A 13,864-nucleotide genomic window follows, 5' to 3' on the forward strand; every position below is an offset into this window, starting at 1 on the left:
TCGGGATGTGGACTCGGCCCTGCGGTTCCTGACCGGCTTCCAGCACCTGCTCCTGGTGGCCCTGACCGGCATTGGACTGGTCAGGGCCGTCACGCTCGGGGCATCGCCGGCCTCCGCCGTGGCGCTCACCGTCGCGTTCCTGGGCTGGTACGTCCTCGGCGTCATCTCTTCCCGGCGCCGGAGGGTGCATGCCGGAGCCGGACCCGGCGCACCCCCCTCGCAGGAGACCATGCGCACCGGCAGCGTCATCGGTACGACACCGGGCGCCGGATCAGCCGTACTTGTCTGGCTGCTCGGGCTGACGGCGCTGTGGCTCGTCCTGGTCGCCCTCTCTGCGGAGTTCGTCTGGGTCGCATTCAGCCTCTGGCTGCTGGCCGGGCACTTTCTCCCGTGGCGCTGGTCGGTGCCGTACGCGCTCGTCGTGCTGGCCGTGGTGGTGGTCGCGCCGTGGCACGCGCTGGGCGTGCTCACGGTCGCGGGGGTCATCGGGCCGGCGATCGGCGCGTTGTTCGCCCTCATCGTCTCCCGGGGACAGGTGCAGCTCGTCCGGTACGGCGTCGAACGCGAACGCCTCATCGCTTCCCTGGTCGAGGCGCAGGCCGAGGCCGAGTCGCTGCATGCCCAGCTGGCCGCCACAGAACGTGAGGCCGGCGCCCTCGGCGAGAGGGCGCGTCTGTCGCGTGACATCCACGACACTCTGGCGCAGGGTTTCTCCTCGATCGTGCTGCTGGCTCGCTCCGCCGAGGACGTGACCGACCGGACGCGCCTCCATGAGCTCCTGCGTCACATCCAGTCCACGGCATCCGAGAACCTTGATGAGGCACGACGGGTCGTCGCCTCGCTGGCGCCACGCCAGCTCGATGGGGCGACCCTGCCGACCAGCCTTCGGCGACTGCTGGACTCGTTCACCGACCAGACCGGCATCCCCACCGACCTGCGTCTTGACGGGCAGCTTGACGCACTGCCCACGGCCCTGGAGGTCGCCCTGGTCCGTACGTTGCAAGGGGCGTTGGCCAATGTGCGCAGGCACGCCCACGCCACCCGCGTCGTCGTGTCCTTGTCGGAGACAACGGACTCCGTGCGCCTCGACGTCGTCGACGACGGGATCGGCTTCGACCCCAAAGCGGTCATCTCGGGGCCGCACGCGCCGGAGGCCGGGGGCTACGGGCTGTCGTCCACGCGGGCACGGCTTCGCGAGCTCGGCGGCGGTCTCGACGTGGAGGCCGCGCCTGGTCAGGGCACCGCGTTGACCGCGCACGTGCCGTTGCACGCGGGAGTGGGTCGATGACGCCCGTCCGCGTCCTCATTGTCGACGACCACCCGGTGGTGCGGGCTGGTCTGCGCATGTTGCTGGCAGCCCGGCCCGAGGTCGAGGTCGTCGCCGAAGCCGGGGACGGCCAGACGGCGCTGTCCGCTGCGGCGCAGCACCGCCCGGACGTCGTGCTGTGCGACCTGCGACTCGGTGACGGCATGGACGGGGTCGCGATCACCCGAGCCGTCCTCTCCTTCACGCCACCTGCTCCCGCGGTACTCATCCTGACGACCTACGACCACGACACCGACATCGTGCGCGCCGTCGAGGCCGGAGCATCGGGTTACCTCCTCAAGGACGTCGCCACCGACGAGCTCGTCGCTGCCATCGAGGCCGCGGCGGGGGGGCAGACCGTCCTGAGCCCGTCGATGACCGAGCGCATGATCGCAACCCTGCGCACCCGCAAGGCGGGGTTGAGCGCGCGCGAGCTCGAGGTCATGCGGCTCGTCGCTGAGGGGCTGTCGAACCGGCAGGTGGCCAAGGTCCTGTTCGTCAGCGAGGCGACGGTCAAGACGCACCTGAACCACGCGTACACCAAGCTCGGTGTGGACAGCCGCACTGCTGCAATCGCGGCCGCCCGCAGCGCCGGGCTCCTCGACCGGACCTAGCGCCTCGAGGCGCCCCAAGATGGCGCGCCCTGCGGCGTGTGGCTGGCCACTTGTTGTCATCGGTCGAACGATGTCCGTTCGCCGGCCAACATGACATTTCGCCGCTACGCCGACGATTCGGTGGGCTCGCCAAAGGCTCCGGCGTCGCGGAGATCCTGGGCCGTGTGCACCGCAACGGACGTCAGCGGTGCCGCCAGAATGGCACCGAACACGCCGAAGAGAAGCGTTCCGGCGCTGACCACGATGAGTACGACCAACGGATGTAGCCGAAGCTGTGACCCGAATGCCTTGGGCTCCAACAGGTTCTGCAACGTGTTCTGGGCGAGAAGCACGATGGCCAGGGTGACGATCGCGAGTGGTAGGCCGCCCGCGCCGTAGGCAATCACGACCGCGAACGCCCCACTCGCGAACGCACCGATGTAGGGCACGTAGCTGCCGAAGAAGGTCACGAGGGCGATCGTGCCGGCCAGAGGGACCCTGAACAGGAGCATGCCGACACCGATGACGGCCGCGTTGGCGACACCGATGAGGGTGAGGCCGCGCGCGTAGGCGCGAAACGCCTGAATCGCGCTGCCGACCATGCGTGCGCCCAAGGGCTCGGGCAGGCCGACGTGGCGACCGGTCCACCCGACGATGCCGGACCAGTCCGTCAACAGGAACAGCAGGATGAAGACGCCCATGACCGCGCCGACGAGGAGCCCGACCGCCGACCCGAGGGCGCCGGTGAGGACTCCGCCGAGCAGGACACGTGTCGTCGCGCCGACCAAGGTGCCCAGGTGCTCGCTGTCTGGCACCGCGGGCTCGGCGCTTTGAGCCTGCCTGGCCGCCGCCGTCGCCTGGGCCGTGATCTCGTCGGCCTGGTCGATGATGCCCTTGACGACGACCACGACGACCGCAAGGACGATGGCCAGACCGAGCAGAAGGACGAGCGCGGCGCTCAGCCAACGGCTGACGTGCCAGCGGACCAGTCGCTCCACCAGGGGCACGATGATCGCGGCGATGATGGCCGCCGCCACGAGCGGGATGAGCAGGCTGCTGATCACGCCGAGCAGCAAAACCGTCACGGCTGCCAGCGCGATCATCCCGAGGACCATCCAGGATCCACGGCCGAGCGCTTCCAGCCACGAGGGCACTCGCAAGGTCACGATCGTCTGACGCGCCGACTCGACCGCCTCGCTTCCGGACGGCGTGTGGAACCCGCTCGCGGGTGCGCGCTCAGGATCGCTGGGCGAGTCGCTGTTGCGTCCGTTGGTCGACTTGGTCACGTGGGCAGGCTGTCCCTTCGACAAGGTCCGGCGTCATCGGGAACGGTCAGGGTGGCGTCGAGGTGGACGACGACGGTGTCGAGGTGACGGCCGAGGTGACGGTCGCGGTGATCGTCGTGGTCTCGGTGACGGTCGGGGTCTGCGCGGCCCTGTCGATGGCCTTCTCGAACGCGGCGACGGTCGCAGCGTCGACCGCACCGCTCGCGGGGACGCCGAGTTCGGTCTGGAACTTCTTCAGGGCGTCGGTGAGCGCCGGGGACCAGTGCCCGTCCACCGGGCCGTCCCAGTAGCCGGCGAGCTTCAACGTCTGTTGGAGCGCCGCCGTCGAGGCCACCTCGGCCTGTGCCGTCACCCCTCCCTTGGCCGCCAGGTCGGTCTGGAGGGCCGCCTCGGTGGCCTTGTCCATCGTTCCGGTCACCGGCAGGCCGTGAGCCTTCTGGAGAGCCTCGACGGCGGCCACGGTGGACGGGCCGTAGACCCCGTCGGCCGTGCCGTTGTAGTAGCCGGCCTTCGCGAGGTCCGCCTGCAACGCCTTCGTGTAGTCGTGCACCGCCTTCGCGGTCTTCTGCTGCTGCTCGTCGGTCAGGCAGCCGGCCTCCGAGAACAGCTGGATCCACGCCATCTCGAGGGCCACCGCTGCGCTGTTGAACTGCTTCGAGGCCTGCACCAGGGGGGTGCCGTCGGAGATTCCGGCCTGCGCCGTCTCGAGGTCGGCCTCCGCCTGCTGGACCCGCGCCACGGTCTCACTGGACGCGGCTACGGTCGTCGACGTGGTGGCGGAAGGCGTCACCGCGGATGGAGTCGCGGTGCCTCCGGTCGCCGCGGCCTGGGCCGCGGCCAGGGTGGCCTGCGCGGCTGCCAGCTCCTGCTCGGCGTGCGCCACGGCCCGGTGAGCTTCGACCGCGGCCTCACCTGCAGACGCGGCGTCCTGCCCCGGCCGTTTCAGGTCGCCTCCTCCGGTCTTGACGTCCCCGACCGTCACCGCCGTCTGGTTGAGGATGTCGCCGTACCGGTCCAGGGCCGTGATGTAGCTCGCGCTCGCCGAGCAGAACGCCGTGCTCGCCTTGGCGGCCGCGGCGTTCGCCTCGTCGAGGGCCTTCTGGGCCGAGTCCACCTTCGCCTGTGCGGCGCTCACGGCCGTGTCGGCACCACTGCTGCTGCAACCCACGAGCACGCAGGTAGCCGCCACGATCACGACGGCCCGCGCGCTGTTCCGTCGAAAGCGACGGCTCAGGGCATGCCCGGCCACCTGACGATTTCCCGAGTACGCCGGCGCCATGACGATCCTCCCGATCGACGACATCTGCCCACGATCGGAACCTACTGAAGGGCAGGGGCGGTCGCCTCCCTCCATGCGAGCGATACCTGGCCGAGTGGCCGTCGCCGGGGACGCCAACGTTTCACCCCCCTCGAGTGATCTCCCGCACAGGTTGCGGTTCCTAGCCTCGAGTGAACGGCAGCCCCGGGCCTCGTCGGGGGGAGGGCGACACCACGTCGCCTGGGCAGGCCCCTGCCGGGGCGCTGAAGTCTTGTCGCCGGCGTCGGATAGGGGTCGAGCGTGGACAACGATGACAGGCACGACGGAGGGACAGTTGCCTTCGACGTGCTACGCCGCCTCGCGGAGGTGCTGCTGGCCAACAGCGGTGAAGGAGTGGTGCTCGTCGAGGGCGAGCTGCGCCGCGCCGCCGCCCTCGGCTCCAGCTTGGAGCTGCTGGCGCTGCCCGAGCAGCTGGTGCTCTCGGGGGCGCCGGGCTCCGCGGGTGACACGTACCGCGGGATGGTCGTGGTGCACGCGACGCCGGGCATCAATCGCCTGGATCGGGTCAGCGCCGCCCACGAGGTCGTCGACTCCCTCGAGCGAGGGCTGCCGGCCGCGGCCGCGCTGGCGCGGCTCGAGACCATCGCCGTCGCTGCACCGCCACTGGGCCGCTGGGCCCGCGTTCTCGGTGTGGCACTCTTCGCCGGCGGCTTCGCTCCGAGCGTCGTGGCGACGACCTCGGAGGTCGCGGCCGCGGTGGCACTGGGGCTGCTCATGGGCGTGATGCTCGTCGCGGCCGAAGGGCGTGCCGTCGACGCGCTGCTGCCGGCGATCTCCGCGGCCGTCCTGACCGGCGTCGCCTTCGCGATCCGGCCGGGCATCGTCGACCTCGCCGGGCCGGTGCTCGTCGTGCTACCGGCGTTGTTCGTCGTGCTGCCCGGTGACACGCTCTCCGCGGGTGCCGGCGAGCTGCTCGCAGGCCGGATCACCTCAGGCACCGGACGAGTTGTGTGGTCGTTCTTCATCCTCGCCCAGATGGTGGTCGGGATCGTCGGCGCCGCCGAGGTCGCCGGGGCGGGTGCGGCTGCCCTGACCGAGCAGAGCGTCCCCGCCGAGCTGCCCTTCCTCGTCGTGCTCCTGGCATGGATCCCGTTCACCGCTGGCCTGGCCCTCGTGTTCCGTGCGCGCGCCTCCGACCTCGGCTGGGTCCTGGGCGGCGTCCTCGGCACGTTCCTCCTGCAGCAGGCGGTCACGAAGCTGGTCGGCGACGTCACGGGCACGCTCGTGGCCGGTGCGGCCCTCGGTGCGTACGCGACCTGGGCCTCGCGCAGTCGTTGGCGCCCGCCGCGTCTCGTCGTCGTGCTCGGCGGCTTCTTCGTCCTGACCGTGGGCGGTCTGGGCCTGCGCGGGGCCGCCGCGCTCGTCGGTGGTCACCCGATCACGGGAGTGCGGCACCTCGTCGACTTCGCCCTGCAGATGCCGACGGTGGCCCTGGGCATCGGCTTCGGCTTCCTCGTCGTGGGGCGACGCTGGCTGCCGGACCCCCAAACGTCACGGAGCGGCCCGAGGCCGCCGGGCTGAGGACGGTGACCGGGACCTCGATCTCATACGTGGGGGGTGAGCACCCGCTAGCCACACCAGCCGTACCATCGTTGCGCGCGAAACGGGGGCTGCTGCGAAACGGAGGCTGCTCATGGCTGCAGGTGACATCGAAGCACCGGCCCCATTCACCTCCGAGGACTACCGAGCCCGAGCGCGAAGAGTCGTGGCCGCGGCGTCGGAGCACGGCCTGGCCGGTGTCCTGGTGACACCCGGTCCTGACCTGGTCTGGCTGACGGGCTACCGCCCTACAGCGATCACCGAGCGCGTGACGATGCTGGTGCTGCGCCCGGACCGGGACCCGACCCTCGTGGTGCCGGCCCTCGAACGGCACGATGCCGAGCAGGCGGAGGGCGTCACGGGGATGGAGGTGATCGCGTGGTCGGACGCCACCGACCCGTACCAGGCGGTCGCGCCGCTGCTTCGGCCGGACGGCGCCTACGGGATCTCCGACTCCGCGTGGGCACTCCACCTGCTCGGTCTCCAGGAGCGCATGCCTGGGACGACCTACCGCTCCCTGACGAACGCGCTGCCACTGATGCGGGCGGTCAAGGGTCCGGACGAGCTGGCGCGCCTCGCCGCAGCGGCTGCTGCGGCCGACGCGACCTACCGGGGAATCCTCGGGGCCCCCTTTGCCGGGCGCAAGGAGACCGACGTGGCCGCCGACCTCGCGGACCTGTTGCGCCGTTTCGGCCACGAGCAGGTCGACTTCACCGTGGTCGGGTCAGGCCCCAACGGCGCCGACCCGCACCACGAGGCCGGAGACCGTGTCATCCGGGACGGCGATGCGGTCGTGCTCGACTTCGGAGGCCTCAGGTACGGCTACGGCTCGGACACCACCCGGACGGTCTGCGTCGGTGAGCCCACCCCGGAGATCCGGGACGTGCACGAGGTCGTGCGCCGCGCGCAGCAGGCCGGGGTCGACGCGGTGCGGCCGGGGGCCACCTGTCAGGACGTCGACCGTGCCGCGAGGGCCGTCATCACGGAGGCCGGGTACGGCGAGGCGTTCATCCACCGGACCGGCCACGGCATCGGCGTCACGACGCACGAGCCGCCCTACATCGTCGAGGGAGAGGAGCAGCCCCTCGTACCCGGCATGTGCTTCTCCGTCGAGCCCGGCATCTACCTCCCCGGGCGCTTCGGTGTGCGCATCGAGGACATCGTGACGGTGACGGACTCCGGCGTCGCTCGCCTCAACGACACCGACCACGGGCTCGGGATCGTCACGTGAGCCACCTGTCGGGACCGATCATTCCCGGCGAGTGATGCCGTCTCGGGCGTGCGGTACCAACCTGATGCAGTCGAGAGAGACAGCCCTGCATGAGGTGGTGGTCAGCATGGTCGCTGTGGGACCTGGCCCGACGAGCCCGAGGTGGTCGCGATGAGCACGGTGGAGGGGGCCAGCGGTCAGGCGGTGCCCGTCGACAGAGCGAAGACCCGAACAGCCGCCGCACCCTACATCTCGTGGATCGCGCTGGCGATGATGACGACCAGCTCGGTGGCCAGCCTGCGCGCGGCACCGACCATGGCCGTGTACGGGCTGGCGTGCGTCTTCCTCTACGTCGTGCCGGCCATCGTGTTCCTGATCCCCACGTCGCTGGTCTCGGCCGAGCTCGCCTCCGGCTGGGAAGGCGGCGTCTACAACTGGGTGGCCCGAGGCATCTCCAAACCGATGGGGTTCCTGGCGGTCTGGTGCCAGTTCGCGATGACGATCTTCTACTACCCCAGCCTGCTCGGCTTCGTCGCGAGCACGTTGGCGTACGTCATCAACCCGGCGCTGGCCTCCAACGGCGTCTGGACGGCACTGGTGATCGTCGTCGTGTACTGGACCGGCGTCTGGGTCTCCTCCCGTGGCACCAAGGGAGTGGCAGGCCTGGCCAGTGCGGGTCTCGTCATCGGCACCCTGATCCCCGGGGCCATCCTCGTCACCCTGGGGGCCGTGTTCCTCGGCCAGGGCCACCCGTCGGCCGCTCCCATGGACGCAGCCCACTTCTTCCCGGTCTGGGCCGGGCTCTCGAGCCTGGTCCTCATCGTCAACAACTTCCTGTCCTACTCCGGCATGGAGATGAACGCGGTGCACGTGGGCAGCCTGAAGAACCCGGGCAAGGAGTTCCCGAAGTCGATGTTCCTGGCGATGGGGCTGGTCCTGGTGATCTTCATCCTGCCGGCCCTGGCCATCGCCTGGATCGTTCCGGCCGAAGAGCTGTCGCTCACCGCCGGGGTGATGCAGGCCTTCGACGCCGTCCTGGCCAACTTCGGCGCCCAGTGGCTCACCCCGATCTTCGGGATCATGCTGGTGTCCGCATCACTCGGTGGCATGCTCACCTGGCTCGCGGGGCCGTCCAAGGGGCTGCTGCTCATCTCGCGTCAGGAGGGCTACCTGCCCCCGGTGCTGCAGAAGCTCAACAAGAACGGCGTGCAGCAGAACATCCTGGTCGCCCAGGGCATCGTGACGACCGTCATCGGCCTCGGCTACGCCCTGATCCCCAACGTCTCGAGCGCCTACTGGATCTTCTCCGTCATCACCACGCAGGTCTACCTCATCATGTACCTGCTGATGTTCGTCGCCGCAGTTCGATTGCGCCGCAACGACCCTGACCACGTCCGTGGCTACCGCGCCCCGATCCTCGGTGCCCTCTGCGGCGTCGGCTTCGCGGCCTCGCTGGCTGCCCTGCTCATCGGGTTCATCCCCCCCTCGCAGTTCGAGTCCGGCAGCCCGGCCCTGTACCTCCTCATCGTCGCCGGCGGAGCGCTGGGCCTCGGCCTGCTGGTGCCGTTCCTCTTCTACCGGTCACGCAAGCCGTCCTGGAAGCAACCAGAGGCGTCGGAGGTGAGCCAGTCATGACCGTCACGGAAACCTCCTCGGACAAGGAGACCCGGACCACGTACATCGTCATGGGGGCCGTGGTGCTGGTGCTCGCGGTGATCGCGTTGTTCACCTTCCACTCCGGGAAGACCTCCCAGGAGGCGCAGCAGAAGGCCGTCCAGCTCACCGCCGCCCTCACCGCCGCCGGCGCCCGCGCACCGAGCCAGGAAACGCTCGTGCGACTCTTCGGCAACGACGGCGGCTCCGTGTGTGACGACCCCAACGGGGCCCTTCGCCGGGGAGTCCTGGCGCAGCAGCTCATGAACGGCGCCGCCGGACCCGGCATGCGCCCGGTCATCGCGGACCGACGCGTCGTGGGCGCCCAGCTGCTCATCATGAAGGTCTACTGCCCTGGCGACGTGCCGACCTTCCAGGAGTTCGTCAACAGCCTGAACCTCGGCGACACCGTGAAGAGCTGATGACGCGTGGACCTACGTGACCGGGTGACCGGGCTGATGGGACGCGCGCGAACGGACCTCGCCGAGCTGGTGGCGATCCCGTCGGTCGCCGATCCGCGGCAGTACCCGCCGGAAGCGTGCGCGCGTGCCGCCCAGTGGGTCGTGGATGCCTTCATCGAGGAAGGTTTCCGTGACGCCCACCTGGAGGAGACGGCAGACGGCAGCCAGGCGGTCGTCGGCTCACGCCCGTGCGCGGACCAGTCCGCCCCGACCGTCCTGCTCTACGCCCACTACGACGTCCAGCCACCGCTCGACGAGGACGCCTGGCGCACTCCGCCGTTCGCGCTCACCGAGGTCGACGGACGCTGGTACGGGCGCGGAGCGGCGGACTGCAAGGGCAACATCGTCATGCACCTCACCGCCCTACGGGCCCTCGGTGACGAGGTGCCGGTCAACCTCAAGCTCGTGGTCGAGGGTTCGGAGGAGCAGGGCACCGGCGGCCTCGAGGACTTCGTGCCCAAGCACGCGGAACTGCTCCGAGCCGACACCATCCTCGTGTGCGACACGGGAAACGCGGCCGTCGGCGTCCCAGCCGCAACCGTGAGCCTCCGCGGCATGGTCAACGTCGTGGTCAGCGTCGACGCGCTGTCCTCGGAGGTGCATTCCGGAATGTTCGGCGGAGCCGCCCCGGACGCACTCGCGGCTCTGGTCGCCATGCTGGCCACGCTGCGCGACACGACAGGCGACACCACCGTGGCAGGGCTGGACCACGGCCGGGCCTGGCCGGGCCAGCCCTACCCGCCCGAGCAGTTCCGCACCGACGCAGGCCTGGTCGAGGGTGCGGCCCTGCTGGGGAGCGGAACCGTCTCCGACATGCTCTGGGCACGTCCGGCCCTCACCATCTTGGGCATCGACTGCCCGCCGGTGCTCGGCTCCGCCGCGGCCATCTCGCCGCACGCGCGGGCGCGGCTCAACCTGCGGATTCCTCCCGGGACCGAGCCGGCCACCGCCGAGAAGGCCCTCCGTGAGCACCTACTCGGAGCAGCGCCGTGGGGTGTACAGGTCAGCGTCGAGACGGAAGCAACCGGGTCGCCGTTCCAGGCGCGTACCGATGGCCCCGCCTACCGCGCCATGGGCGCAGCAATGGAAGAGGCGTTCGGACGACCCATGGTCCATCTGGGCCAGGGCGGCTCGATCCCCCTCTGCAACGTGTTCGCCGAGACCTACCCCGACGCCGAGCTGATCCTCATGGGCGTCGAAGAGCCGCAGGCCCTGATACACGCGCCCAACGAGAGCGTGAACCCCCGGGAGATCGCTGACCTGGCTCTCGCAGAGGCCCTGTTCCTCCGACGCTTCGGCGCCGGCTGACGCAGGAGCGGGCTGCTGCGTCAGCCGCTGTCTGGTCTGGCTGTCTGGGCCGGCATCGGCCCGGTGAGTCCGGCTAGATCCCCCTCCAGGTCGAGGTCGTCCGTCCGATCCGCTCGGAGATTCCCGAGCCGACAAGGACACCGACCGCGATGGCGACGATCGACAGGAGGGCGTTGAGGAAGTCGCCGAGGCCGGCCGCCTGGTCGGCGCCGACGATCTGCGCGACGCCGGCCAGCCCGAGCGCCCCGGGCACCAGCAGCCAGAACGTCGGCAGGAAGGTGACCGGGACCGGTGGCCCGCTTCGACGGCTCTGGATCCCATAGCACACCGGCAAGACCACCGCCGCCGCCAGGAAGCTGGCACCCAGGGAGCCCATCAGGCGGCCCGAGAGCGCCTGCACCCCGTAGGCGGTGTACAGGACGACCAGCAACCACCCGAGAGTGCGTCGGGGCGCTGACGAGGCGATGTACTGACCCAGCCCGAAGATGAGCACCCCGAGCCACGGAGCCCACGCACCCAGGGCCGACCCGCCCGGTGGGGATGACTGTGGCCGCCCGGCGAGCTGGACCCCCACGGCGATCCCGAAGCTCAGCAGCAGGAGCCGTTCCAGGCCATAGACCAGTCGCGCCGACCCCGCGAGCATGTCGCCGGTCGACAGTTCGACCGTCGCCATCGTCAGCGCCGCCCCCGGCAGGAAGGTGACGAGGGCAGGAATGACGATGTGCAGCGCCTCGACGTCGAGGGCGGGCGCCAGCCATGCGAACACGACCCACGTCACGGCCACGGCGGCGACGACCGGCAGCACCAGCGTCAGGATGGGCTCGCGATCGGCCCACCAGCGAAGCAGCCCCACGAGGAAGCCCAACGCCAGGAACGCCGGCAGCATACCGGCCGTGGGGTTGAGCATGAGCCCCAGACCGACGGTGAGGACTCCCCCGCCCAGCACGGCGACGACGGCGCCGAACCTCGGCGCGGCCGTCAACAGTTCCTGTAGGCGCGCCATCGCCGCCTCGGCGCTCACCTGCCCATAGCGAATGTCGTCGATGAGCCGGTACAGCGCATCCACCTGGTCCAGACGCAGGGGGCTGCTGTCTCCGGTCTCGAAGTCCACACTGCTCGAGGTCCCCAGATCGATGCGCACGAGGACCCCCGTCGGCACCACGAAGAAGGTCACCCCCGTCGCGCCGTACACGTCGGCGACCCGCCCCAGGATCAGGGCGACACGGTCCGCAGGCTCTCCCGCGCGGGACATGGCGACTCCCAGATGCCGCAGCAGGTCGAGCACGGCCTCGGGTGGCGGGGCAGGAACTGCCTCGGGCTCAGGCACCGGAGCGGCGGCCAGAGGTGCCATCCGGCGCGCGGCCATCTCCGCGATGCGTGCCCAGGCACGCTGCCTGAACGTGACCTCGCGGCGCGGCATACCAGAAGACTGCCCTACTGGCGTTGCCGGCTTTCCGTCAGGAGCCACGGCTCCACACTGCCACCAGCATGCGCCGCTCTGATCGCCCGCAGCGGATGAGGGGCCGCCCAGCAGGGCGCCATGCCCGTGAGCCGAGCCGATGTCAGCGATCTCCCTGCGTGGGACGCGGATGACACACGGCGATAGCCCCCTGCAGGGGTACGCGGGCGCCCTCGCACACGGCGAGTCCATCGAGCGCCTTGTCGTCGCGGCCGAGAAGCACGCGGTCGAGCAGGCCTGGCAGGCGGGCGTCCGTGGTTTGGGGTGACGCGCTTGACGGAAGGACACTGGCCGCAGGCGTATTCAGGCCGGGCGCGCCGGTCAGGCAGCTCTCTTCCGCACGCCCGGTGATGCCGCCGGATCGGGTGAAACTGGTCCGCTGGGAGTGATCCCGGCCGGTCCGCGCATCCGTAGTGTGAGGCCCACCGGCGAGGGTCAGGGGGCAGCGTGTCTGCGGTCATGAGCGACCTGTTCGAGCGGGAGCCCGAGCAGTGGGGTCTCCGCGGGGACCCGTGGGTCTGGGCTGCGATGCGCACGCGGCTGGCATCCACGTCCGTCCCACCGGGCACGAGCGCCGTGCAGCGTCTGCTTCTCGACACCTTCGCCGAGGTCGTCGGTGTCGACCTGTCGGTCGACCCACTTCCTGAGAACCTGCAGCTCGTCCACCGTGACGAGCCCACCCGCGGCGCGATGGCGAGCGGATTCGTCGACGCGTTGAGGTGGCAGCGTCGGCTCATCCCGCTGCTGGTGAGCCGCGCCGGGACGGGCAGGGCCGCAGGCTACGGCGCGGCGGACGGCGAGTCAGGTACTGCCGACCCGGTCCGCGAGCAGCACGCCGGCCTGTTCGAGGACGCGTGGCGAGAGCTGGCCGCGCAGTGCCACGACACCGTTGCTCCGGATGCGACCTACCAGGCGTGGCTCGCGCACTTCACGATGGCTAACCTCAGCCCGAGACACGTGGTGCTCGAGGTGGATCTGGACCCACGGCACCTGCTGCCCGCCGCTGCGGCGCCCTACCGGTCTGTCGGCAAGCTCACGATCGACATGCTGACGCTGCGCCGACCGCTCGTGCGCGTGCCCCGCCGGGATGCTCCGCACCCACCGGGCCCGCTCGAGGGACCGGGCAACCCGCGGTCCGACCTCGTTCAGCTGGCGGACGCCTCCGTGATCACCGAGCTCAACGTCGCAGCCACGCAGCCGTCGGGGCTCAGCTACAGCGCGGTGGTCAGGGACGTCCAGAAGCTGTCGGTCATCTTGAACGCGGCCGAGGGCGCCCACCCCGACCAGCGGTTGCCGGCGGCCTACGTGGGTGTCTTCATCAACGTCACCAAGCCGGCGTTCAGTCTCGACCTGCTGCGCCGCAGGCTCCACGAGGCGGACCTGCGTCCCGATGTGCAGCTGGCGGCGTTCGATGTGCGCACCCATGAAGTGTCGTTCGAACCGGTCGGGTGACCACCTCGCCTGGTCAGGGCCAAGTGATGCCCAGCCGGGAGGACCATCACGCCGCCTGCGGATCGTGCACCTGAAACCGGAAGGCCGTGAAGCATCTGACGTCGGTACCCCAGTCGGGACGCAGACGCACCATCCAGCACCACGGCAACGGGGGTTCCCGCGTCGTGGCCTGCCACCGGGAGGGAACGCGCGGGCGGCGTCTGAGCCCTTCCGCCAATCGCGCATGACGGCCCGGTGCTCGCCGGCAACATGCTCGGTGCCGGGAAGGGACAGCCGCAG

At 70.3% G+C, this 13,864-nt stretch carries 11 protein-coding genes; 8 read left to right on the top strand and 3 right to left on the bottom strand.

Translation table 11 applies throughout. The features are described 5' to 3' along the window. Positions 1-7 precede the first annotated feature (7 nt). Together AC3A5R_RS21285 and AC3A5R_RS21290 are read left to right on the top strand one after the other, a co-directional pair. Positions 8-1,288 (top strand): sensor histidine kinase, encoded by a 1,281-nt coding sequence (locus tag AC3A5R_RS21285; protein ID WP_487622773.1) that lies wholly within the window; start codon positions 8-10, stop codon positions 1,286-1,288. Continuing rightward, complete coding sequence (locus AC3A5R_RS21290) at positions 1,285-1,920, top strand: response regulator (protein WP_487622774.1); 636 nt, start codon at positions 1,285-1,287, stop codon at positions 1,918-1,920. The genes AC3A5R_RS21285 and AC3A5R_RS21290 overlap by 4 nt, the downstream gene beginning before the upstream one ends. Positions 1,921-2,024: 104 nt before the next feature. On the opposite strand, the gene AC3A5R_RS21295 is transcribed toward AC3A5R_RS21290, so the two are convergent. Both AC3A5R_RS21295 and AC3A5R_RS21300 read right to left on the bottom strand, forming a co-directional pair. Continuing rightward, positions 2,025-3,185: an AI-2E family transporter gene (locus AC3A5R_RS21295; protein WP_487622775.1), complete on the bottom strand. Its 1,161-nt coding sequence runs from the start codon at positions 3,183-3,185 to the stop codon at positions 2,025-2,027. 46 nt (positions 3,186-3,231) lie between these two features. Beyond that, positions 3,232-4,320: a peptidoglycan-binding domain-containing protein gene (locus AC3A5R_RS21300; RefSeq protein ID WP_487622776.1), complete on the bottom strand. Its 1,089-nt coding sequence runs from the start codon at positions 4,318-4,320 to the stop codon at positions 3,232-3,234. A gap of 423 nt (positions 4,321-4,743) precedes the next feature. Here AC3A5R_RS21300 and AC3A5R_RS21305 point away from each other — a divergent pair, with 423 nt between their 5' ends. From AC3A5R_RS21305 to AC3A5R_RS21325, 5 genes are all read left to right on the top strand, one after another. After that, the gene (locus tag AC3A5R_RS21305) at positions 4,744-6,024 is read left to right on the top strand and encodes a threonine/serine exporter family protein (protein ID WP_487622777.1); all 1,281 of its coding nucleotides are present in this window, start codon (positions 4,744-4,746) and stop codon (positions 6,022-6,024) included. A 112-nt stretch (positions 6,025-6,136) separates the two neighbouring features. After that, the gene (locus tag AC3A5R_RS21310; RefSeq protein WP_487622778.1) at positions 6,137-7,273 is read left to right on the top strand and encodes an aminopeptidase P family protein; all 1,137 of its coding nucleotides are present in this window, start codon (positions 6,137-6,139) and stop codon (positions 7,271-7,273) included. A 150-nt stretch (positions 7,274-7,423) separates the two neighbouring features. Further along, positions 7,424-8,887 (top strand): glutamate/gamma-aminobutyrate antiporter GadC, encoded by a 1,464-nt coding sequence (gadC, locus tag AC3A5R_RS21315; RefSeq protein ID WP_487622779.1) that lies wholly within the window; start codon positions 7,424-7,426, stop codon positions 8,885-8,887. Next, the gene (locus tag AC3A5R_RS21320; RefSeq protein WP_487622780.1) at positions 8,884-9,327 is read left to right on the top strand and encodes a hypothetical protein; all 444 of its coding nucleotides are present in this window, start codon (positions 8,884-8,886) and stop codon (positions 9,325-9,327) included. The genes gadC and AC3A5R_RS21320 overlap by 4 nt, the downstream gene beginning before the upstream one ends. Positions 9,328-9,333: 6 nt before the next feature. Beyond that, positions 9,334-10,674, top strand: coding sequence for a M20/M25/M40 family metallo-hydrolase (locus AC3A5R_RS21325; protein ID WP_487622781.1), 1,341 nt, complete (start codon positions 9,334-9,336; stop codon positions 10,672-10,674). A 73-nt stretch (positions 10,675-10,747) separates the two neighbouring features. Here AC3A5R_RS21325 and AC3A5R_RS21330 read toward each other — a convergent pair whose 3' ends face one another. Continuing rightward, on the bottom strand, positions 10,748-12,094 hold the full coding sequence (locus AC3A5R_RS21330; RefSeq protein WP_487622782.1) for a threonine/serine exporter family protein: 1,347 nt from the start codon (positions 12,092-12,094) through the stop codon (positions 10,748-10,750). 498 nt (positions 12,095-12,592) lie between these two features. Between AC3A5R_RS21330 and AC3A5R_RS21335 the strand changes: the two genes are divergently transcribed. Continuing rightward, complete coding sequence (locus AC3A5R_RS21335) at positions 12,593-13,585, top strand: hypothetical protein (RefSeq protein ID WP_487622783.1); 993 nt, start codon at positions 12,593-12,595, stop codon at positions 13,583-13,585. Positions 13,586-13,864: the final 279 nt, after the last annotated feature.

This window comes from Intrasporangium sp. Soil_C_50 (assembly GCF_057656595.1).

What these genes read in the sequence shown, in the direction of transcription:
- AC3A5R_RS21290 (WP_487622774.1), top strand. Translation starts at nt 1,285, where the DNA reads ATGACGCCCGTCCGCGTCCTCATTGTCGACGACCACCCGGTGGTGCGG.
- AC3A5R_RS21310 (WP_487622778.1), top strand. Translation starts at nt 6,137, where the DNA reads ATGGCTGCAGGTGACATCGAAGCACCGGCCCCATTCACCTCCGAGGAC.
- gadC (WP_487622779.1), top strand. Translation starts at nt 7,424, where the DNA reads ATGAGCACGGTGGAGGGGGCCAGCGGTCAGGCGGTGCCCGTCGACAGA.
- AC3A5R_RS21320 (WP_487622780.1), top strand. Translation starts at nt 8,884, where the DNA reads ATGACCGTCACGGAAACCTCCTCGGACAAGGAGACCCGGACCACGTAC.
- AC3A5R_RS21330 (WP_487622782.1), bottom strand. Translation starts at nt 12,094, where the DNA reads ATGCCGCGCCGCGAGGTCACGTTCAGGCAGCGTGCCTGGGCACGCATC.
- AC3A5R_RS21335 (WP_487622783.1), top strand. Translation starts at nt 12,593, where the DNA reads ATGAGCGACCTGTTCGAGCGGGAGCCCGAGCAGTGGGGTCTCCGCGGG.